General features: G+C 56.2%; 16 protein-coding genes. 13 read left to right on the top strand and 3 right to left on the bottom strand.

Features of this window, described 5'->3' with window-relative positions; genetic code table 11:
• The first annotated feature begins 21 nt into the window (after positions 1 to 21).
• The 7 genes from KW839_RS12065 (at position 22) to KW839_RS12035 (ending at position 9,077) form a co-directional block, all read left to right on the top strand.
• Positions 22 to 2,250, top strand: a complete 2,229-nt coding sequence (locus KW839_RS12065; RefSeq protein ID WP_218424474.1) for a polysaccharide biosynthesis tyrosine autokinase — start codon at positions 22 to 24, stop codon at positions 2,248 to 2,250.
• Positions 2,251 to 2,336: 86 nt separating this feature from the next.
• The gene (locus KW839_RS12060; protein WP_218424574.1) at positions 2,337 to 3,419 is read left to right on the top strand and encodes a glycosyltransferase; all 1,083 of its coding nucleotides are present in this window, start codon (positions 2,337 to 2,339) and stop codon (positions 3,417 to 3,419) included.
• A 14-nt stretch (positions 3,420 to 3,433) separates the two neighbouring features.
• Positions 3,434 to 4,546, top strand: coding sequence for a polysaccharide pyruvyl transferase family protein (locus KW839_RS12055; RefSeq protein WP_218424473.1), 1,113 nt, complete (start codon positions 3,434 to 3,436; stop codon positions 4,544 to 4,546).
• Positions 4,543 to 5,763: a polysaccharide biosynthesis C-terminal domain-containing protein gene (locus KW839_RS12050; protein WP_218424472.1), complete on the top strand. Its 1,221-nt coding sequence runs from the start codon at positions 4,543 to 4,545 to the stop codon at positions 5,761 to 5,763. Before KW839_RS12055 ends, KW839_RS12050 begins: the two co-directional genes overlap by 4 nt.
• Complete coding sequence (locus tag KW839_RS12045; RefSeq protein WP_218424471.1) at positions 5,763 to 6,866, top strand: hypothetical protein; 1,104 nt, start codon at positions 5,763 to 5,765, stop codon at positions 6,864 to 6,866. Before KW839_RS12050 ends, KW839_RS12045 begins: the two co-directional genes overlap by 1 nt.
• A gap of 12 nt (positions 6,867 to 6,878) precedes the next feature.
• The gene (locus KW839_RS12040; protein ID WP_218424470.1) at positions 6,879 to 7,922 is read left to right on the top strand and encodes an acyltransferase family protein; all 1,044 of its coding nucleotides are present in this window, start codon (positions 6,879 to 6,881) and stop codon (positions 7,920 to 7,922) included.
• 3 nt (positions 7,923 to 7,925) lie between these two features.
• Complete coding sequence (locus KW839_RS12035) at positions 7,926 to 9,077, top strand: SGNH/GDSL hydrolase family protein (protein WP_218424469.1); 1,152 nt, start codon at positions 7,926 to 7,928, stop codon at positions 9,075 to 9,077.
• Between the two features lie 4 nt (positions 9,078 to 9,081).
• Here KW839_RS12035 and KW839_RS12030 read toward each other — a convergent pair whose 3' ends face one another.
• The gene (locus tag KW839_RS12030; protein ID WP_218424468.1) at positions 9,082 to 9,504 is read right to left on the bottom strand and encodes a mannose-1-phosphate guanylyltransferase; all 423 of its coding nucleotides are present in this window, start codon (positions 9,502 to 9,504) and stop codon (positions 9,082 to 9,084) included.
• 72 nt (positions 9,505 to 9,576) lie between these two features.
• Positions 9,577 to 10,410, bottom strand: a complete 834-nt coding sequence (gene galU, locus KW839_RS12025) for a UTP--glucose-1-phosphate uridylyltransferase GalU (protein WP_218424467.1) — start codon at positions 10,408 to 10,410, stop codon at positions 9,577 to 9,579.
• A 389-nt stretch (positions 10,411 to 10,799) separates the two neighbouring features.
• On the opposite strand from galU, the gene galE reads away from it, so the two are divergent.
• From galE to KW839_RS11995, 6 genes are all read left to right on the top strand, one after another.
• Positions 10,800 to 11,816, top strand: coding sequence for a UDP-glucose 4-epimerase GalE (gene galE / locus KW839_RS12020; protein ID WP_218424466.1), 1,017 nt, complete (start codon positions 10,800 to 10,802; stop codon positions 11,814 to 11,816).
• A 250-nt stretch (positions 11,817 to 12,066) separates the two neighbouring features.
• Complete coding sequence (locus KW839_RS12015; protein WP_218424465.1) at positions 12,067 to 12,312, top strand: hypothetical protein; 246 nt, start codon at positions 12,067 to 12,069, stop codon at positions 12,310 to 12,312.
• Between the two features lie 136 nt (positions 12,313 to 12,448).
• Positions 12,449 to 13,504: a polysaccharide biosynthesis/export family protein gene (locus KW839_RS12010; protein WP_060540172.1), complete on the top strand. Its 1,056-nt coding sequence runs from the start codon at positions 12,449 to 12,451 to the stop codon at positions 13,502 to 13,504.
• A 14-nt stretch (positions 13,505 to 13,518) separates the two neighbouring features.
• The gene (locus KW839_RS12005; protein ID WP_218424573.1) at positions 13,519 to 14,184 is read left to right on the top strand and encodes a YjbF family lipoprotein; all 666 of its coding nucleotides are present in this window, start codon (positions 13,519 to 13,521) and stop codon (positions 14,182 to 14,184) included.
• Positions 14,181 to 14,945 carry a capsule biosynthesis GfcC family protein gene (locus tag KW839_RS12000; protein WP_218424464.1) on the top strand — a complete coding sequence of 255 codons (765 nt, stop codon included), beginning with the start codon at positions 14,181 to 14,183 and terminating at the stop codon, positions 14,943 to 14,945. Before KW839_RS12005 ends, KW839_RS12000 begins: the two co-directional genes overlap by 4 nt.
• Positions 14,942 to 17,020: a YjbH domain-containing protein gene (locus KW839_RS11995; RefSeq protein ID WP_218424463.1), complete on the top strand. Its 2,079-nt coding sequence runs from the start codon at positions 14,942 to 14,944 to the stop codon at positions 17,018 to 17,020. The genes KW839_RS12000 and KW839_RS11995 overlap by 4 nt, the downstream gene beginning before the upstream one ends.
• A 364-nt stretch (positions 17,021 to 17,384) precedes the next feature.
• On the opposite strand, the gene KW839_RS11990 is transcribed toward KW839_RS11995, so the two are convergent.
• Positions 17,385 to 18,779, bottom strand: coding sequence for an undecaprenyl-phosphate glucose phosphotransferase (locus KW839_RS11990; protein WP_218424462.1), 1,395 nt, complete (start codon positions 18,777 to 18,779; stop codon positions 17,385 to 17,387).
• Positions 18,780 to 18,956 lie beyond the last annotated feature (177 nt).

Below are 18,956 nucleotides of genomic sequence, written 5' to 3'. Positions count from 1 at the left end.
AATGGTAAAAGAATAGACATTATGCAGTTACCGTCAGTACTCAGTACCCGGGCAAAAGATAGAGACGAGATTGATCTTCTCGGTCTGCTAGGCACGTTGATTGATCATAAATGGTTGATAGGCGCCATCACCGGAGCGTTCATGGTGAGCGGTGTCGCGTATTCGGTATTAGCCCCTCCGGTGTATCTGGCTAATGCGTTAGTGCAGGTCGAACCGAAAAAGAACGACATGCTGGGCTTCTCCGATATCAGCAGCATGCTCGGTGGGCAATCCCCGGCAGCTACCGAGATCGGCATTATCAAGTCCCGGGCGATCATCGGCAAAACAGTCGATGATCTGCACCTGGATATTCAGATAACACCCAATACATTCCCTGTGGTCGGTGGTTTCCTGGCCAGGCGCTACAAGGGAGCTACCGCTGACAGTGTGGCGCCTGCGCGTTTCGGCATGGACAGCTATGCATGGGGCGGCGAGCGTCTTGAAATCGTAAAGCTCAACCTGCCTGACGAACTGCTGGGTAAAAAACTCAAGCTGGTTGCCGCAGAACAGCAACGATTCAAACTGTTCAATGACGACGGTGTCTTGCTGGTGGATGGCGCCGCAGGAGAAGAAATCGCACAAAACGGGGTGACTGTTTGCGTCGCGACCCTGACGGCGAATCCGGGTACTGAATTCGAGGTCGTTCGCAATCCTCGAATCGTCACTATCCAGAATTACCAGGACGTCATTGAAGTCTCCGAGCAGGGTAAGGAGTCGGGCATCATCAACCTGGCCCTGGCCAGCACCGACTCCGCCCTGGCGGTCAAGATCCTGAACAAGGTGTCAGCGCTCTATGTGCAGCAGAACGTGCAACGCACCTCTGCCGAAGCAGCCCAGAGTCTTGATTTCCTGCAGGCGCAACTGCCGCAAGTCAAGCAAGACCTGGCCAAGGCCAGCAATGCGCTGAACAGCTATCAAACCGGCGGCAACACGGTAAATATCTCCCTCGAGACCAAGTCGGTGCTGGAACAGATTGTGGTCCTGGATACCCGTATCTCCGATTTGAAACTGCAGCAGGCGGAGATGGATCGCAAGTTCACCAGGGAGCACCCGACCTATCGTGCCTTGATGGCGCAAATGGCGGATTTGAACAGTCAGCGACGCGGTCTGGAGAAAAAGGTCCAAGGTCTTCCGGCTACCCAACAAGAGCTTTTGAACCTGACTCGGGATGTGGAGGTCGCCACGCAGATCTATACCCAGCTGCTGAATAAATCCCAGGAACTGGACATTGTCCGGGCCGGTGCGGTGGGTAATGCACGGTTGATCGATACCGCGGATGTCGACAGGACAAACCCGGTCAAGCCGCGCAAAGCCTTGATTGTCCTGATTGCGACTTTTCTCGGTGCATTCGTCGGTGTCGCTTTAGTACTGCTGCGCAAATCGCTCAGTAGAGGCATTGAGGGCCCCGAAGCCATTGAACAGCTCGGCCTGCCGGTCTATGCGTCCATTCCGTACAGCTCGCTGCAACAGGAAGAAGACAACAAGAAGCCCCGGGCGAACGATGACAAGAATCGCCAGGCGTTTCTGTTGGCGCAGAGCAACCCGACGGATTTGTCCATCGAGTCGATACGCAGCCTGCGAACCTGTCTGCATTTTGCCGGACTGGATGCAACCAACAACCGCATCATGATTTCCGGCCCGAGCCCGGAGGTCGGCAAAACGTTCGTTTCCTCGAACCTTGCCGCCGTCATTGCGCAAGGCGGGCAGAAAGTCGTGCTGGTCGACGCCGATATGCGTAAAGGTCATCTGCACAAAACCCTGGCAACGCCGGTCAGCAATGGCTTGTCGGATCTGCTGGCCAAGCGCTGCAGTGTCGAGCAGGCGATCCATAAACTCGAAGTCGAAAATCTGCACTTCATCAGTCGTGGGCAGGTGCCGCCCAACCCGTCAGAGCTGTTGATGCATGCCAATTTCAGAGAACTCATGACGCAGTTGAGTCAGATGTACGACGTGGTAATCATCGATACACCGCCGCTACTCGCTGTCACTGACGCCGCGATCGTTGGGCGTGAAGCAGCCATTAACTTGATCGTGACTCGCTTTGGTGTGAACCCTGCCAAGGAGATCGAATTGACTATTCGCCGCTTTGCGCAGAACGGAATCGAGTTGAAGGGCGCCATTTTCAACGGCGTCGAGAAGCGCGCGTCCAGTTATTACGGTAATGGCAGTTACGCCTATTACAACTACGAATACGCCTCTGACAAGTCCTGATGAAAGTGTGGCCGAGAGCGGGTTGGCGCAAGCCGGCCGCTCTCGGCTTCGTCTTGCTTACCGCTAAACATGGAGAAGGGTGGATTGTGAAGAAAATTCTACACGTGGCGGAAACGATAAAGGGTGGTGTTGCGACAGTCATTCGTTCGATATCGACACCTCCAGAGGGTCAAGACCGGCAATATGAACTGGTTTATTTGGTGCCGTTCGACCAGAAGCAAGAGTTGCACGGAATCGATGAACGCAACATCCGTACCTTTTCAAGGAACAACCGGGGTGTGCTGTCGCTCTTGCGATTTGCCTGGCAACTCATCCGCGTCATCTTCAAGGAAAAGCCTGATGTCGTGCACTTGCACAGCACTTTCTCCGGAGTGATAGGCCGATGCGTCTGTGTGCTGATGCGGCCTTGGCGCTCACCCAAAATCGTTTACTGCCCCCATGCCTTTTCGTTTCTGATGGAGAGCTCTCCGGCCAAGCAAAAAGCCTATTCGCTGATTGAGCGGCTTTTGCAGAAAGTCACCGACGTCATTATTTGCGTCAGCCAGTACGAACTGGATCAAGCCGCGGCTTTTGGTATTGATCGTCACCGCATGAAGCTGATTTACAACGGCATTCATTACAAAAAAGATGAGCTCAAGCCTGACACCGATTCGGACATACGTCTTTTGTTCGTAGGGCGACTGGATTATCAGAAGGGCTTTGACGTCTTGCTCAAGGCTTTTTCAACAGTCGAGCGAAATGACTTGCGGCTCACGGTGGTGGGCAGTGCGGTCAATTCGGACCCGGTTGAATGCCCGGCCATCGATTCCGTGGAGTACTTGCCCTGGGTGACTCCGAGTGAAGTGAACGATCTCTATAAAAAGGCCGATGCCTTGATTGTTCCGAGTCGCTGGGAAGGCTTTGCCATGGTTCCCCTGGAAGGCATGGCCATGGGGTTGCCGGTGATTGCCAGCGACTGCACATCACTCCCTGAGCTGGTCAAGCACGACACCACAGGCTACATATTCGGCACTGGTGATCACCAGGCGTTGGCCGGGATATTGAACGGCATCAAGAAACAGAGGTTGCTGGATCTCGGTATCGAAGGTCGCAAGATGGTGCGCGAGCGCTTCAGCGCAATGCTGATGATCCAGCAAACCTATGACGTGTATTCCGCTAAAACTCTTTAAGTGAAATCAAGACGATGAACGTAACTATTTTGCACGGCTACAGTGCGTCCAATTCGGGTGATGGCCTTCTTGTGGATTTGGCGATCGCCCTGGTGCATCGTAACTTTGGCCCGGAAACCACGATCAACGTCGTTGCGTCAGACCCTGAATCATTCAGTTATCTTCCCTATGAACGCTATGACGCGCCGGTTATGGCAGCGAAGGGATTGGGCAGGGTAAAACAAGCGGTTTTCCTCAATCAGTCCTATGCAGGTCTCGCGCAGCTCTTGAGCAAGAGTGATCTGATTGTGGGAGTGGGCGGTGGTTATATGCGTTCCAAAAGCGCGTTCGAGCACATCAAGTTGAAGCTCGGACACGCCAAGCAACTGGAAACGGCGATCCTGAGCAAGGTGCCGTCAGTTTATCTTCCCCAAAGCATCGGCCCTTTCCACGGTGAGAGCAGTGACATCGTCAAGCACTACGCCAGCGCCGATGCGGTGTTTGTCCGCGACAACAGGTCCTCGGCCATTTTCGAGTCCAACGAAAACGTTTATCGCGCGCCGGACCTCGCCGTCCAGGCGCTGGCGAGCAAAATACTGGCCCAGCCCAAGTTCACTCGTTGTGCGTCATCGCCCGCCGTGGTCTGCGTTGTTTTACGCAAGCCGCCGCAGTGGAGCAAAGAGAAGAAAGCCAGCTACGTGGCCAATTTGCAGCTGTTGTTGAGAAGACTGCGGGACAAGTGCAAGGTGGTCTGCGCGGTACAAAGCGCAGTGCGTGGCAACGATGATGGGGCGTTTTACCGGGAACTCGGTATTACCGAAGACCTGCTGCCTTTGAAGGCGACACTTGCCAAGTATCAGCCTGACCTGGTCATTTCCGTAAGGTTGCATGGAGCCATTGAGTCATTGCTGTCCGGCGTGCCTGCTTTCCATATCAGTTACGAGCGTAAAGGCTTCGGTGCTTATCAGGATATGGGCGTGGAAGACTGGGTCATCAATGGTGGCGATATCAATGTCGACGCCATAATCGATACGGTCTTCGCCCCGAATGCGTTATCCCGTTTCGGTAAGAAACTCACGGACACCTGTAAGGAAATCGAAGGCAAAGCCGTGCAGATGGACAATATCATCAAAGGTATTGTTCGATGATATTTCGCCTGTTGCTTCGGGGCGGTGCATTAGGCGCAAAGTTTTTGCTGGTGTTGGCCATCACCCATTATCTGGGTTATGACGCATTGGGTTTTTACGGTGTCGTCGTGGCTGCCTCGCTGATCGCCTCGAAGTTCTACAGCGTCGGCTTCAGTTCTGAAATCAATCGACTGATCAGTGTCGGCGGCAGTTCGCGGCTTGTCGTCGATAAAGTACTGCTCTTGTACCTGGCGGTCGGTGTGCTGCTGTCGACGCTGACGGTCGCGCTGTACTCGCTGGTCAGCCATGTCGAGGCGGGAACTGCGTTGATCGCATGCGTCACGCTGTTACTGCTGACCGAGCATCTGTCCTTCGAAATCAACTCGTTCGTGTTCTCGGCGCAGAAAGCCAACTGGGGCGCGATGCTGTTCTTCGTCAAGACCGGTCTATGGGCGCTGGTTGCCGTAGCCGGACTCATGCTGGGCGTGGTCGCCGACATCGCCAGTGTTCTGTGGTTGTGGGTAGCCACGAACATCCTGGTGATCGTCGCCGGGTACCTGATCGTCATTAACGTAAACAAGGGGCGCCCGGTCAGTACGGTCACCACGGCTTCCGTATGGAAAGCCGGGCTGCCGTTTTATCTGGGCGCAGGACTGATTGCATTAAGTCAGTACGCGGAACGTTTTCTGATTCTGGACCTGGAGCCCTACGCGAGCCTTGGCAAGTATGTGTACTCCTGGTCGGCCGCGAACACTTTGCAGGCGCTGTCATACGCTGTCGTTGCGGTGGTTGGCATTCCTGTCCTGGCCAAGCGTTACAAGGATAATCAACAGGCGCTGACGGTCCGGCAACTCTTCCTCAATCAGTGGGTGCTGCGCTCCCTGGTGGTTTCCTGCGTCGTTGCCGTGTTGATTTACGCCTTCTTCAATATCTTGCTCGACTACGTGGCGGTGGACGTTCCGCGCCCGGATAACAAGATCTTGAGCGTTCTGATTTTCTCCTTCGCCCTGCGCGCCATCGGCGACATCGTCTGGGGCGGGCTGATTGCCTCGAAGAACAGTCGGGTGTCGTTAATCAGTGCGGCGGTTTGCCTGGCGGTTTCACTGCCGGTCAGTTACGTGCTGATTAAACACTATTCAATTTACGGCGCAGCCTGGGGCAATGTCTTCTCGATTGCCGTGCAGTTGGCCGTTATTGCGTTGTTGAGCAGATTTATCCGGGCGAAGGGGCGCGTGTAATGGCTTTATCTTTACCTTCCATTGAGTTTCGCGCAAGCAAGCTGGACTCGTCGCTGTCATTCCTGATTTTGTTCTGTGGCCTTTTCCTGTCCATTGCAATGCCGCTGCTGATGCATCGCGACCCGGGTCCGGATGCAATGACACTGTGGTCATCCTACGCCCGTGCCGACAATTGCAATTTCTGGAATCCGTTTTCGCCAGACCGCTCTTCTTATGAGTGCTCCGCCTACCTGCTACGTCCCACGGGCATTAACCTGACCAATGCATGGGCCTACGGGATGCTGTGCAACCTGTTCCTGACCGCTATCCCGATCTTCATTTTCAGAAGAATACCGATAACGATTTTTTTTACCCTGTGTCTCTGGGGTGTGGTCAGGTCTTTTTTTCTCGATAACCTGACCAAGGAAATCATTGTCTCGGTGGCGGTGATCGCCATTCTGTTTTTTTCATTTTCGAAGCGCTACAGGGCCGGATTTTTTCTCTCCGCGCTGTTCTATGGCGTGCTGATTCGACCTTACTGGATCTTGTTCTCGCTGGTCTGGGTGGGCGTGACCATCATGAAGAAGCATGTTTCGCGTTGGAGCTTTTTCCTGATGCTGTTCATGTTTTACCTGGCCATTGCCACAGCGATTCAGTTGCTCGTCGGTTATTCGGTTTCGTCCATCCGAGCCAGCAACAATGAACAACGCACCTTGGGCGAGGAGGGGTCGAAGTCATTGATTGTGTCGTGGATAAACGGCGGCGACTTCGTTTCACAAGCGATTGACTCAATGAGCATCTTTTTCCGGCTGTCGTTCCCTGTAGAGCTGATCCTTCTGTCCGGCCTGGGTCAGATCATCTTTGTCGTGTTGATGATGATGACGTCATTGTTGATGTTCAAAATGATCACTTCAAGTCACTACAAGGGCTCCGTCATCGAACCGAAAGTCAAAGAGCTGATCGCAATACCCCTTTCGTTTTTGTTGGTGCAGGGCTTGTTCGAACCCGACTTCGGCTCCTTTGCCCGTCATTTTTCCATGGTGGTACCCGTTCTGTTTGTGGGGCTGGGATTGCAGCTGCGCTCAAGAAAACCTGAGTTGGTTGAAAACAGAATTTTGAACTGAGGTTTGTGTTCCATGCAAAGCAAGAAGAAGTCGCTGGAAATAGAAACGTTACGAGGCCTGGCGTGTCTTCTGCTGGTGCTTTATCACGTCATCGGGCCATTTGGCGGCGGGCTGAAAATCGACCTGGGATCGCCTTATCGGGTTATCGCCGACTCTATGGTCTACGTGCGGATGCCGTTGTTCACGTTTATCTCGGGCTACATCTATTCCATCTACAAAATCAGGGGTAATGATTTTTCGGCCTACTTCACTGGCAAAGTGAGACGGCTTATTCTGCCGCTGGCTTTTGTCGGGATTCCGTTTTCGCTGCTGCAGGCGGTCGGGCCGGGGGTCAACAAGGATCTCAGTGTGGTCGACGCCTTGTTGTCGTTCTACGTGCCGGTCAACCATTTCTGGTTCTTGCAGGCTGTATTCATCATTTTCATGTTTGTCGGGTTCCTGCAGTGGCGCGGTTTACTGCGCACGCCTTTGCACCTTTACCTGTTGTTTGCATTTTCGGCGGTCGTGTTTTTGTTGCCGCCTTTTGCGGTCGATGCGTTCGGCATCAACGGTGCCATCTATCTGCTGCCGTTTTTTGTGACCGGGATGATTTGCCAGGAAAACGTCAGTGCCTTGAAGCGTTCGCTCAAAGGTATTGGCCCGGTTGTATTCGTCCTGATTTCGATAGCTTTGCTCTACATAGCCACTGTGGACCGCGAGCTGATCGTCGATCGCCGAAGCCTTGTCGGCCTGCTGGTGGGGTGTATTTCCTGTGTTGCCTTGCTGTCGAGTGACATGCGCTCAAGATTTCTGATCTGGCTTGGAGGGTACTCCTACGCGATATTCCTGTTTCACGTGTTGTTTGCTGCCACGTCACGGTTCGCCCTGGGTCGATTGGGTGTCACGGATCAAAGCGCTCTGGTCTTTGCCGGGTTGTTCAGCGGCCTGTTGGGGCCGGTGCTGTTGGCGAATGTGTTCAGTCGATTCAGCGTGACCTCTGTCCTGTTCCTGGGCGAGCGCGCGCTCAGCAAAAAGCCCCGGGAATCAGGCCTGAAACACATGCCTGAGGCTGGCTGAAACATGGCCTATATCGATGAAATGCGTGAGGTAGCGGTGCCGGCGATCGAAGTGCAAGCCGCGCACCAGCGGCTGGCGCAATGGGGTGGGCACAAGGACAAGGTCCTGGCGATCTCGGTGATCGGCGACAGCTACAGCGCCGGGCAGGATTTTTATCTCAATCAGCTCACTCAACGATTGGCCAGAGAATTCGGTTTCGCCGGGCCTGGTTATGTCGGGTTCAATCACGGTGCCGCCCTTGGCGGTACCAACATCAAGTACACCCGCAGCAGTGAAAAATATTTCGGCGGTGACTGGGATGTTTCATCGCTCGGCCAGGCGAGTCCGGACAGTCGCACCATCACCGGGCACGCGGGTTCCTATCTCGAGGTCGATTCCAACGAAACAGCGGCCATCGATACTTCCATTTCCCAGGCCCGGTTGCTCTACCTTGGAAACGGCAAAGCCAATGAACTGCGTTATCGCTGGGGCTCTTCGGATCCGTGGCGCTCGTTGACGCTTGCCGGCCAGGGTGTCCAGGCAGTGCAGCTGGCCGACGTGCCGGCCGGTGCTGCCTGGGCGCTCAGGCTGGAAGTGGTCGAGGGGGCGCCAACGCTGTTCGGGCTGTGGATGAGCAATGACCGTGGCGGGATCAGGGTCTCCAAGCTCGCCGCCTCCGGTGCTGCGTCCGCCGATTTTTATAAAAGCGACGGTCAGTGGCAGGCCCAGTGGAAAGCAGTCGTTGCGAAGATACCGGCAGACGCTTACCTGATTATGCTGGGCGGCAATGATCAGGGGTTCGGGGTAAAGCCCAAGGACTATCTGGAGCGCATGAAAGGCTTGGCGCGGATGATTCGCGAGGTTCATCCGATGGCGAGCATCAATGTGATCATGCGGCAGGACACCACGCGTTCGAGTGCCTATCCGATGTCGGATTATGCGCAGGTCCTGGAGCCGTGGGCGCGCTCGCAGAACATCGCCTATGCGAGCCTGCAATGCACGTTCGGCCCGGACTTCAAGCGCTACGCCAGCAACGGGCCGACTCCGATGATCGGCCCCGATAACATTCACCCGATACCGGCTTCCGGCGGTCGGCTGATCGCGGATTTTTTCTATCGCTTGATCGTTGATGGGGCTTCCGGCGCCCGGGGTGAATGCGGTGCCGCGTTGAAGTAGTCATTCACCGCTCAAGGCGGGCGTTCTCGAAGTGTTGCAGATGGTTCAGCAGTTCTGCGGTTTTCAGCGGCATCAGCTCGGGATCCCGGCGTGATTCAATGTTGAGGACGATAGCCGGGACGCCACGCAGGGAGCGCACCCGGAAACGCCAATCGTTGAAGATCACTTTGAGGCCGTCGCGCTCGTCGACATCCAGCGCCTTGTGGGCGTAGAGGCTTTTCAAGTGGGCCAGAAGCGGACGCGGGTCTTCGATTTGGCGATGGATGTCGCCCGAAGAAGGGAACACGCCAATGCGCTCTACCAGCAGGGATGTGCCCGCGCCGGGAAGGGTAGAGGAGGGCAACGACGGGTTTTTCGACTGCCACGCCACCACTCCGGAGTTGCCCGCATTCAGTTCGATCTCAACCGAGCTTTGTACTGTGTTCATAGTGTTTTGCCGGAATGATGGAAGTTGACGACGGCTCCGGTGCGGGAGCGTTGAGTGCGCCAGGCCCTTTGGTTAGTGGCCCTTGAGATACAGCTGCTCATAACAGAAGTTGGTCGCGTCGATGTAGCCTTCTGCGCTGCCGCAATCAAAGCGCAGGCCATCGAATTTGTAGGCCAGTACGCAGCCATTTTGCGCCTGCTTCATGAGCGCGTCGGTGATCTGGATTTCGCCGCCCTTGCCAGGCTGGGTATCGGCGATCAGATCAAAGATGTCGGGGGTCAGAATGTACCGGCCAATGATGGCCATATTCGATGGCGCGTCTTCGGGGGCTGGTTTTTCAACCATGCTGTTGACCCGGTAGATGCCCTCGGAAATCTGTTCGCCGGCGATCACCCCGTATTTGTGAGTCTGGTCGCGGGGCACTTCCTGGATGGCCACGATCGAGCAGCGGAATTTTTTATAGAGCTCGATCATTTGCGCCAGCACGCCGTCGCCTTGCAGGTTCAGGCACAAGTCATCGGCCAGTACCACGGCAAAGGGTTCGTCACCGATCAAGGGGCGACCGCTGAGGATGGCGTGGCCCAGGCCTTTCATTTCGACCTGACGGGTGTAGGCGAATGTGCAGGTTTCTATCAGCTCCCGGGTGCTGGCCAGAAACTTTTCTTTCTCGGTACCGCGAATCTGGTGCTCGAGTTCGTAACTGATATCGAAGTGGTCTTCCAATGCGCGTTTGCCCCGACCGGTGACAATCGCCATGTGCTGCAGACCTGCGTCCCGAGCCTCTTCAACGGCGTATTGAATCAATGGCTTGTTGACGATCGGCAGCATTTCCTTGGGCATTGCTTTGGTAGCAGGCAGGAAACGCGTGCCGTAGCCAGCGGCGGGGAACAAGCATTTACGAATCATGGTTATATCCTGGTAAGTCGTTTTCCACAGTCAGCCGCAGACGCTATCAACGTTGGCTGTGAGTTTCGATGTGTTGCTGAACAATATGTCTTAATACATGAGGTGTGTTGTTAATAGCAATTATAAGGCTGTGTAAAACAGGCTCAATGTTATTAGTTGTCTGGTGGGATGGTATTTAGTTAGTTTTGGTCGGGGTGTTGTCGTGGAGTTGGGGTTTTTAAAGTGTTACTAAGTAAGTAGCGCTGACTCGTGCCCGGAAAAGAATATCGGGCTGCATGGGATGTGATTAAACGGCTGGACGCAATTGCATCTGCGGCCTGCGTTTGCGCGTGTTTTATCTGCAGTCACGCGCTATTTGGCACTTCCAATACCCGACTATGGACCGCTCTATGAAAATTCTGGTAACAGGTGGAACCGGTTATATCGGTTCGCACACAACACTTGCACTGCTTGAGGCGGGCTATGAAGTGGTTGTGCTGGACAACCTGTGCAACAGCTCTGAAGCCGCGTTGCATGCAGTGGAAGCCATCTGCGCAAAGTCCGCATTATTGATTCGTGGAGATGTGTGCGACCGGGCATTGCTCGACCGGATATTCCAGGAACATGCCATTGATGCGGTCCTGCATTTTGCCGGGCTCAAGGCGGTGGGCGAGAGCGTGCGCAAGCCCCTTGAATACTACCAGGCCAACGTTTGCGGCAGCATCACCCTGTGTCAGGCGATGGCCGCGGCCGGTGTGTTCCGTCTGGTATTCAGTTCCTCGGCCACGGTTTACGGCGCGCCGGAACACATGCCGATCCGCGAGGATTTTCCTACGGGCACTCCCACCAACCCTTATGGGCAATCCAAGCTGATCATCGAAAACGTATTGCATGATCTGTGCGCTGCTCAACCGCGCTGGAGCGTTGCGCTGTTGCGTTATTTCAATCCGGTCGGCGCTCACGCCAGTGGGCTCATGGGTGAGGATCCCCGGGGCATTCCGAATAACCTGGTGCCCTACATCAGTCAGGTAGCAGTAGGCAGCCTGAATGAGCTGTCGATTTTTGGTGACGATTACCCCACGGTCGATGGCACCGGCGTGCGCGATTACATTCACGTCGTGGACCTGGCGGACGGGCATCTCAAAGCACTGCAGACGATCTCTGGCGGCAGCGGAATCAATGTCTGGAACCTGGGTACGGGTGACGGCTACAGCGTTCGGCAAGTGGTGCACGCGTTCGAGCAGGCATCCGGTCGCCCGGTGCCTTATCGAGTGGAGCCGCGACGCGCGGGCGACATTGCCGAGTGTTGGGCCGATCCCTCCAAGGCTGAGCAGGAACTGGGCTGGACGGCCACTCGAAATCTGCAGGAGATGATGGCCGACACCTGGCGCTGGCAATCCAGTCATCCCAAGGGCTACCTCGAGTAAGGTTTCCTGGCGAGCCGGGGATCATCGATTTTCACTCAACTGTTATCTCTGGCGACGATGTTAAAGAACGTCGGGAAAATTGACTGTTCATGTGTCCGGCAACCCCGTAGATATGAACATTGCCGTTCGACATGTGGCAGTCATGCGGTGTTGGCGACGAATTCGAACACCTTGCGGCTTGATCATGTTCTGCAATTAACTGAACGCCTGGTATCAATCCGAAACGTCGAGCACCAGGGAGGAATTTGATATGAAAAGAATGCTGGTAATAGCCCTTTTGTCCATGACAAGCAGCTGGGCAATCGCCGTAGAAGCACCGCTGACCCTGGAGACGAAAGTCCTGGGTGACGTGACCGCTGCACAAGCCGCAATGGCGAGTACTGCATTGGTTGCGACGGCGGTTGCAGCTTCCAACAGTGGTGGCAGTTCCAACGGCGGAACCACTGGCACTACCGGAACCACTGGCACTACCGGGACCACCGGTACAAGTAACTGAGAACACCTGCAGCTGTAATACAAGATTGCCCGGTTAATGCCGGGTGATCTTGTTTTGCTTTGCCCCTGACTAGCGTGCTGTTATGAATCGTAGTTTTCCTTTTTTAATGCTGGCAAGTATTGCTTTGCAAGGTTGCATGTTTTCTCCGGGTCAACATCTGAGCAGCAGTGATATCACTCGCGAAGGTACCAGCGAAAGCAGTCGGGTCGAGCTTATCCCGATTACCCCCAAGCTCATCGCCATGGAAAGAGCCACCCCCGTACGTGATTCTCTGCCACCGGAGCTGTTGGTGGAGCCCGCCGAATACCTGATCGGGAATAACGATGTCTTGTACATCACGGTATGGGACCACCCCGAACTCACGGCCCCGTCGGGGGCGCAGCAACAAATCGATGCCAACGGCCGCCTGGTTCGCTCCGATGGCACGCTTTACTACCCCTACATCAAAGAAATCCAGGCCGCCGGAAAGACCATCCAGCAACTGCGCTCCGATATCGCCGAGAAGTTGTCGACGTTTATTTCGGACCCGCAAGTGGATGTCGCGGTCCTGCGGTTTGCCAGCCAGAAAATCGTGGTCTCGGGTGCCGTGTTGAAGGCTGGTCCGCAGCCGATATCCACCAACCCGCTCAGCGTCGTCGAGGCCCTGGGTTCGGCCGGCATCGATCCGCTCAATGCCGATCTGTCCGGGCTGCTGTTGACGCGAAACGGGCGGGTTTATCCGCTGAACCTCGATGCGCTCAATCAACAGGATTCGGCGTTGCAGAAGGTCTATCTGCGCGGCGGTGATCAGCTGTACCTGCCCTACAACGACAACAAAAAGATTTATGTGATGGGGGAGGTCAATCAGCCACGTGCGTTGACGTTCAAGACCCGCACCATGAACCTGTCCGACGTCATCGGTTCGGTCGGCGGGTTGAACCAGAACACCTCCAACGGCAACGCGGTGTACGTCATCAGGGGCGTTGAAAACCTCGATGTCGAACCGGCCAGGATCTATCAGCTGCAAGCCGAATCGCCTTCCGCCATGGCCCTGGCCACGCACTTCGATGTGCACCCCAAGGACATCGTTTACGTCGGCCCTGCCAACGTCACTCGCTGGAACCGCTTCATCAGCCAATTGGTGCCATCGGCTTCGATTCTGGGCATAGGCGCTGCCGCGCAAAACAACCTCAGTGAAGCCAACAACCGATAAGGCCCGTGCCGACTGTGAGAACGTTGAAAGTTAGCGTCTGCTTGATGGCGGCGTCGCTGTTGTGTGGCTGTAATCCCCTGATGACCGCCTCGTTGACCAACCTGAAAGCGGCGTTCAGCGGGCCCGATGAGCTGCAGGTGACGCCGGCCCAGGTGGCGGCGGTGCAGTTTCCCCAACTCAAGCTCAGCACGCCCTCCGGCGAGGGGGTGCTGGCGATGGTGCGCCAGCGGGGGGACCTGGAGTACTGGGTCGCGTCCGGCAAGCAGGTGCTGTTGCTGCGCGACGGGCTGGCGGTACGCAGTGTCGGACTCGGTGTCGATGGCGACCTCGACGGGACGCGCTTTGACGCCGTCTCGCCGTTCCGCCAAGGACTGCATCGGCTGCCCGACGGGTACAGCAGTCAACGCTGGATCGATCTTTATCAAGGCTACGAAGTGGGTGTCGAGTTGAGCAGTCGCTTCAATCGCCGGCCCATGGAAACCATCAGGATTCTGGACAAGGAATACGCCGTGCTGCGTGTCGACGAGCATATTGATGCACCGGCTATTGGGCTGCATGCGACCAATCATTATTGGGTCGATCCGGATAACGGTTTGATTCTGCAGAGTGAGCAGCAGCTGACGAAGCAACTGCGGGTGAAGATCGTTCAGTTGACGTCTGAGCGTGGGGTTGTCCGTTGAAGCTCGCCAGGATTTTATCGACGTGCGTACTGCTGACGGCGGGCAGCGTGAGTGTGGCGGCGGTGTCTGTCACTGGCGATGTTCGCCACCCGGGGCAGGTCGACTTGCAACCCGGCGCCCGCGTACTGGACGTGATTCGTTCCGCGCAACCCAACCCTGAAGGTTACTGGCTGGCGGCCGCCTGGTTGCGCCAGTCGCTGCTCGAGGAGCAGACCCGGCTGAAAGCCGGGGTCTTGTTCGATTTGAAGGTGCTGCAACGTACCGCCTTGCTCTTCGAGCAGACCGGGCGGGCGGCATTGGCGTCGCGCCTGTACGAGCAAGTCAGCCGTTTGCCGGTCACTGGCCGGCAGGTTGCCGTCCTCGACCCGGTCGCGGTCGAGGTCGGGTTCGCCCGCAACTTCCGTCTCGATGACGGCGACAGCCTGGTCTATCCGCAACGCCCCAAGGTTGTTGAAGTGCTGGGCGCTGTGGCCGTGCCGTGCCGGCTCGAGCACCGCGCCATGCAGCAGGCCAGTGACTACCTGCAAGGGTGTGCACCGCTTGCCGATGCCGAAACCGATTACCTCTGGCTCATTCAACCCGACGGTGTCACTCGGCGGGTCGGCATTGCGCCGTGGAATCGCGAGGGCGGGCAGGTGCCTGCCGCCGGCAGCAAAATTCTGGTGCCGGTCAGAACCGATGATCTGAATCCGCCCCTACCTGAACTGAATCAGCAGCTGGCTGAATTTTTTGCCACGCAACTGGCTGAGGTGGTTCCTTGAGTTTACGTTTTGCAGCTGTGTTGTTAATACCCTGTGGCCTGGCGTATGCAGAGCCACGCATAACCCAAAATGATTTCGGCGGTGTAGGCCTGTTGCAGACTCCGACGGCCCGCATGGCACCCGCCGGCGAGTTGAGTGTGAATGCCAACCGCACCAGTCCATATAGCCGCTACAGCGTTTCGTTACAGCCCTTTGAGTGGCTTGAAGGTTCATTCCGCTACACCGCGATCACCAACCGCAGATATGGCCCCGAGTCGTTGAGTGGCGATCAGAGTTATAAAGACAAGGCCGTGGACGTCAAGTTGCGGCTGTGGCAGGAAAGCCACTGGGCACCCGAGCTGGCCCTGGGCTTTCGCGACGTTGGTGGTACCGGTCTGTTCTCCAGTGAATACCTGGTTGCCAACAAGCGATACAACGACTTCGATTTCAGCGCCGGCGTTGCCTGGGGCTACCTGGGCAACCGCGGCGATTTCGATAACCCGTTAGGCGGGATCGATGACCGCTTCGATACCCGGCCTGAGGGCGATGGCACCGGTGACGTCAATACCAATGCGTATTTTCGTGGACGCCCCTCGTTGTTTGGTGGTGTGAGCTACCAGACACCTTGGGAGCCCCTCAGCCTGAAACTCGAATACGAAGGCAACGACTACAAGGACGAGCCCAAGGACAACCACATCAAGCAAGACTCGCCGATCAATCTCGGTGCGGTGTTCAAGCTGACCGACTCGGTGGATCTCAGCGCTGCCTGGGAACGCGGCAACACCGCCATGTTCGGCATTACCTTGCACACCAACTTCGTCAGCCGCAAGGCACCGGCCAAAACCTTCGACCCGCCGGCGGAGCGCCTGCCCGCGTACGCGCCGGTCACCGCACCGGACCAGGTCAATTGGGCCGACGTATCCCGACGCTTGCAGAAAAATGCGGGCTACGACGTCGAGCGTGTGGCCCAACGCGGTTCCGAGCTGCTGGTGTACGGCGAGCAGACCAATTACTTCCATTCGGCAAAAGCGGTCGGTCGCGCCAGCCGGATCCTGGATAACAGCGTCAATGACGACATCGACTGGTTTACCCTGGTCAACAAGCGTTACGACATGCCCCTGGAAGAAACCAGCGTGCCTCGTGAGACCTTCCGCGAAGTGGTCAACAATGAGGAACCGCTGCAAAGTCTGCATCGCACCACCGAGGTCAACGCGGCCATGCCGCACAGGGAGACGACGCTCTATACCCAGGCACGTGATCCACTCAAATATGGTGTCGGCCTGGGCTACAAACAGAACGTCGGCGGCCCGGATGGTTTGCTCTATCAGATAAGCGCCGATGCGGATGCCGAGTATCGCTTCACGCGCAACACCTGGTGGAGCGGTTTGCTCAGCGTCAATCTGCTGAACAACTACGATAATTTTACCTACGACGCACCGAGTGGGTTGCCGCGGGTTCGAACGGATCTGCGCCAGTATATGACCACCTCTGACGTCACCATGCCGACGTTCCAGTTCAACCACGCCAGGCAACTGGACCAGGACTGGTATGGCATGGTCTACGGTGGTTACCTGGAGTCGATGTTCGCCGGTGTCGGCGGTGAAGCGCTGTTCCGTCCGCAGGGGCAGCGCTGGTCCGTCGGCGCGGACCTGAACTACGTTCGCCAGCGTGACTTCGACCAGGGCTTTGGCCTGCGCGATTACTCGACTGTCACCGGTCACATCACCGGTTACACCGACTTGCCTTTCGACGCCCAGGCCGCCGTCAGCGTCGGACGCTACCTGGCGAAGGACTGGGGCGCCACGGTCGACCTGTCTCGGGAATTCGCCAACGGCGTGCGCTTCGGTGCCTGGGCCACGATGACCAGCGCCACCAGCGAGGAATACGGCGAGGGCAGTTTCGACAAGGGTATCTACGTGTCCATTCCGTTCGACGAGATGATGAGTGTGTCGACCATGCGTCGCGCCAACATCGTCTGGTCGCCATTGACCCGCGACGGTGGTGCACGACTTGGTCGCAGTTACTCGCTGCACGCCATGACCGATAGCCGCGACAGTGATCTGTTCTACCGTAACTTCGGCAAGATCACTGAGTAAATCTGTAGGCGCGCTTGCAGGCGATGCGGTCTTGAGGTTTGCGTTGGACGTTCGGACGTCATCGCTGGCAAGCCAGTTCCTACAAATTCGGTGTCGTGTGATGGAGCCGGTCTCTGTAGGAGCCGGCTTGCTGGCGATGGACTCAAGCGCGCCGCGTTTAACCAGCTTGCACGCGTTATCGTTAACGACCATCGCCAGCAGGCTGGCTCCTACAGCATCGCGCGCCCCCACCAAAAAAAACGTGCCATCCCTCTGCTGACATGACGGATGGTGGGGCGTTGGTGGTTCTCGGAAATTAATGATCACCCACGAAAAAGGGGACTTGCGTCCCCTTGTCGTGTTGCCGGTATCGCGTGGAAAACCGTCAATAGATGTCTTTTGATAGCAAGGTAAACGGGGTTTTCACGAGGATCTTCAGATCCAGCCACAGTGACCAGTTGTTGATGTACTTAAGGTCGATCTCGACACGCTTCTGCATCTTGTCAATGGTGTCGGTCTCGCCACGGCAACCATTGATTTGAGCCAGGCCGGTAATGCCCGGTTTGATTCGATGGCGAGCCATATAGGCAAGAATCTTCCCGGAGTAGTAGTCATTGTGGGCAACGGCATGGGGACGTGGTCCCACCAGTGCCATGTGGCCTTGCAATACGTTGAACAACTGCGGCAACTCATCGATCGAGGTGCGGCGGATAAAACGCCCGACCGGCGTGATTCGCGAATCGTTGCGGCTGGCCTGCTTCACCTCGAGGTCGTCGTGCACACGCATCGAGCGGAACTTCCAGACCTGAATGACCTTGCCGTTCCAGCCATGTCGGTCCTGCTTGAAGAATACCGGCCCATGGGAAGTCAACTTGACGGCCAGGCCAATCAGCAACAGCAGCGGGCTCAGTACGACAATGGCCATGAGCGCCACGCTTTTATCGAGCAGGCTTTTGCTCAATGCGGCGGTGGGTTGGCTGGTCAACGGGCTTTCGTTCAGATAGATCGCCGGCAGGCCATTCACGTCCCGGACCGAATGATTGAGCAGCGTCAGGCTGTTCAGGTCAGGAACCCAGACCACGTCCACATTGGCATCCAGCAGATCGACGTACATCGCTTCGATCCTGCTCGCTTCATTGAGCGGAAGCGTGATGTACAGGCGGCGGATTTCATGGGTCCTGATCAGCTCCAGGAGTTCATCCTGCGAGCCGACGACAGGTGGCGCGCTCGCTTCCAGCAAAGGTGTGGCGTCGGAACTCACCAGGCCTACCAACGGGAAGTGCTCGAGGGTACGCAGCTTGCCGGCCAATCCCAAGGCCAACTCGCCAGTCCCCACAATAAGGGTTCTGCGCTCACTTTGCAGTGAACGTTGGTAGTACCTGGAAAAACCATGCAACGGGACATACAACAGCGCCTGGCCGATGTAGCCGCAGATTGCCCATACCAGAATGATCTGGCGAGAAAACAGTTCATTGGCCTTGCAGAGGAAGGCGACGATGGCCAGCGCTGCCAGAGTCATTGACCAGCCCATCAGTAGCCTGAGCAAACCTTCCAGATAATTGTCTTTCTTTGCATAGACGCCACACCAGGTATAGGCGGGCACCGATGCAAGTACAGTCAGTGTTGCACACACTCGGTAATAGAACTCTACAGTGCCCGTCTGGTTGTAAACCAATAGGAGTAACAAGGCGACAGCAACGCCTTGACCCAGTACCCACTGCCCCCAGAAGGTCAATCCTTTGAACGAGGTATTTCGATTGATACGAAGATTGTTATCCATGCGTTATCCCCAAAGTACGTCCATTCACGTGCCGCCCACGCTAGAGCCAGGTTGATATTCAACGTTATTGTTTTTGTAGGATGGCAATGCATTGACGATCGAAACGCCAAGGGACGGCGCTATTGTCAGTCAATAGATTAAGTTATTGATGTGCGGGCTGTCTGACGACTTATAACG

This window comes from Pseudomonas sp. PDM31, assembly GCF_019218965.1.
Classification (GTDB): domain Bacteria; phylum Pseudomonadota; class Gammaproteobacteria; order Pseudomonadales; family Pseudomonadaceae; genus Aquipseudomonas.
Note: the sequence above shows the minus strand (reverse complement) of the source record. Positions and strands in the feature narration are given on the sequence as shown.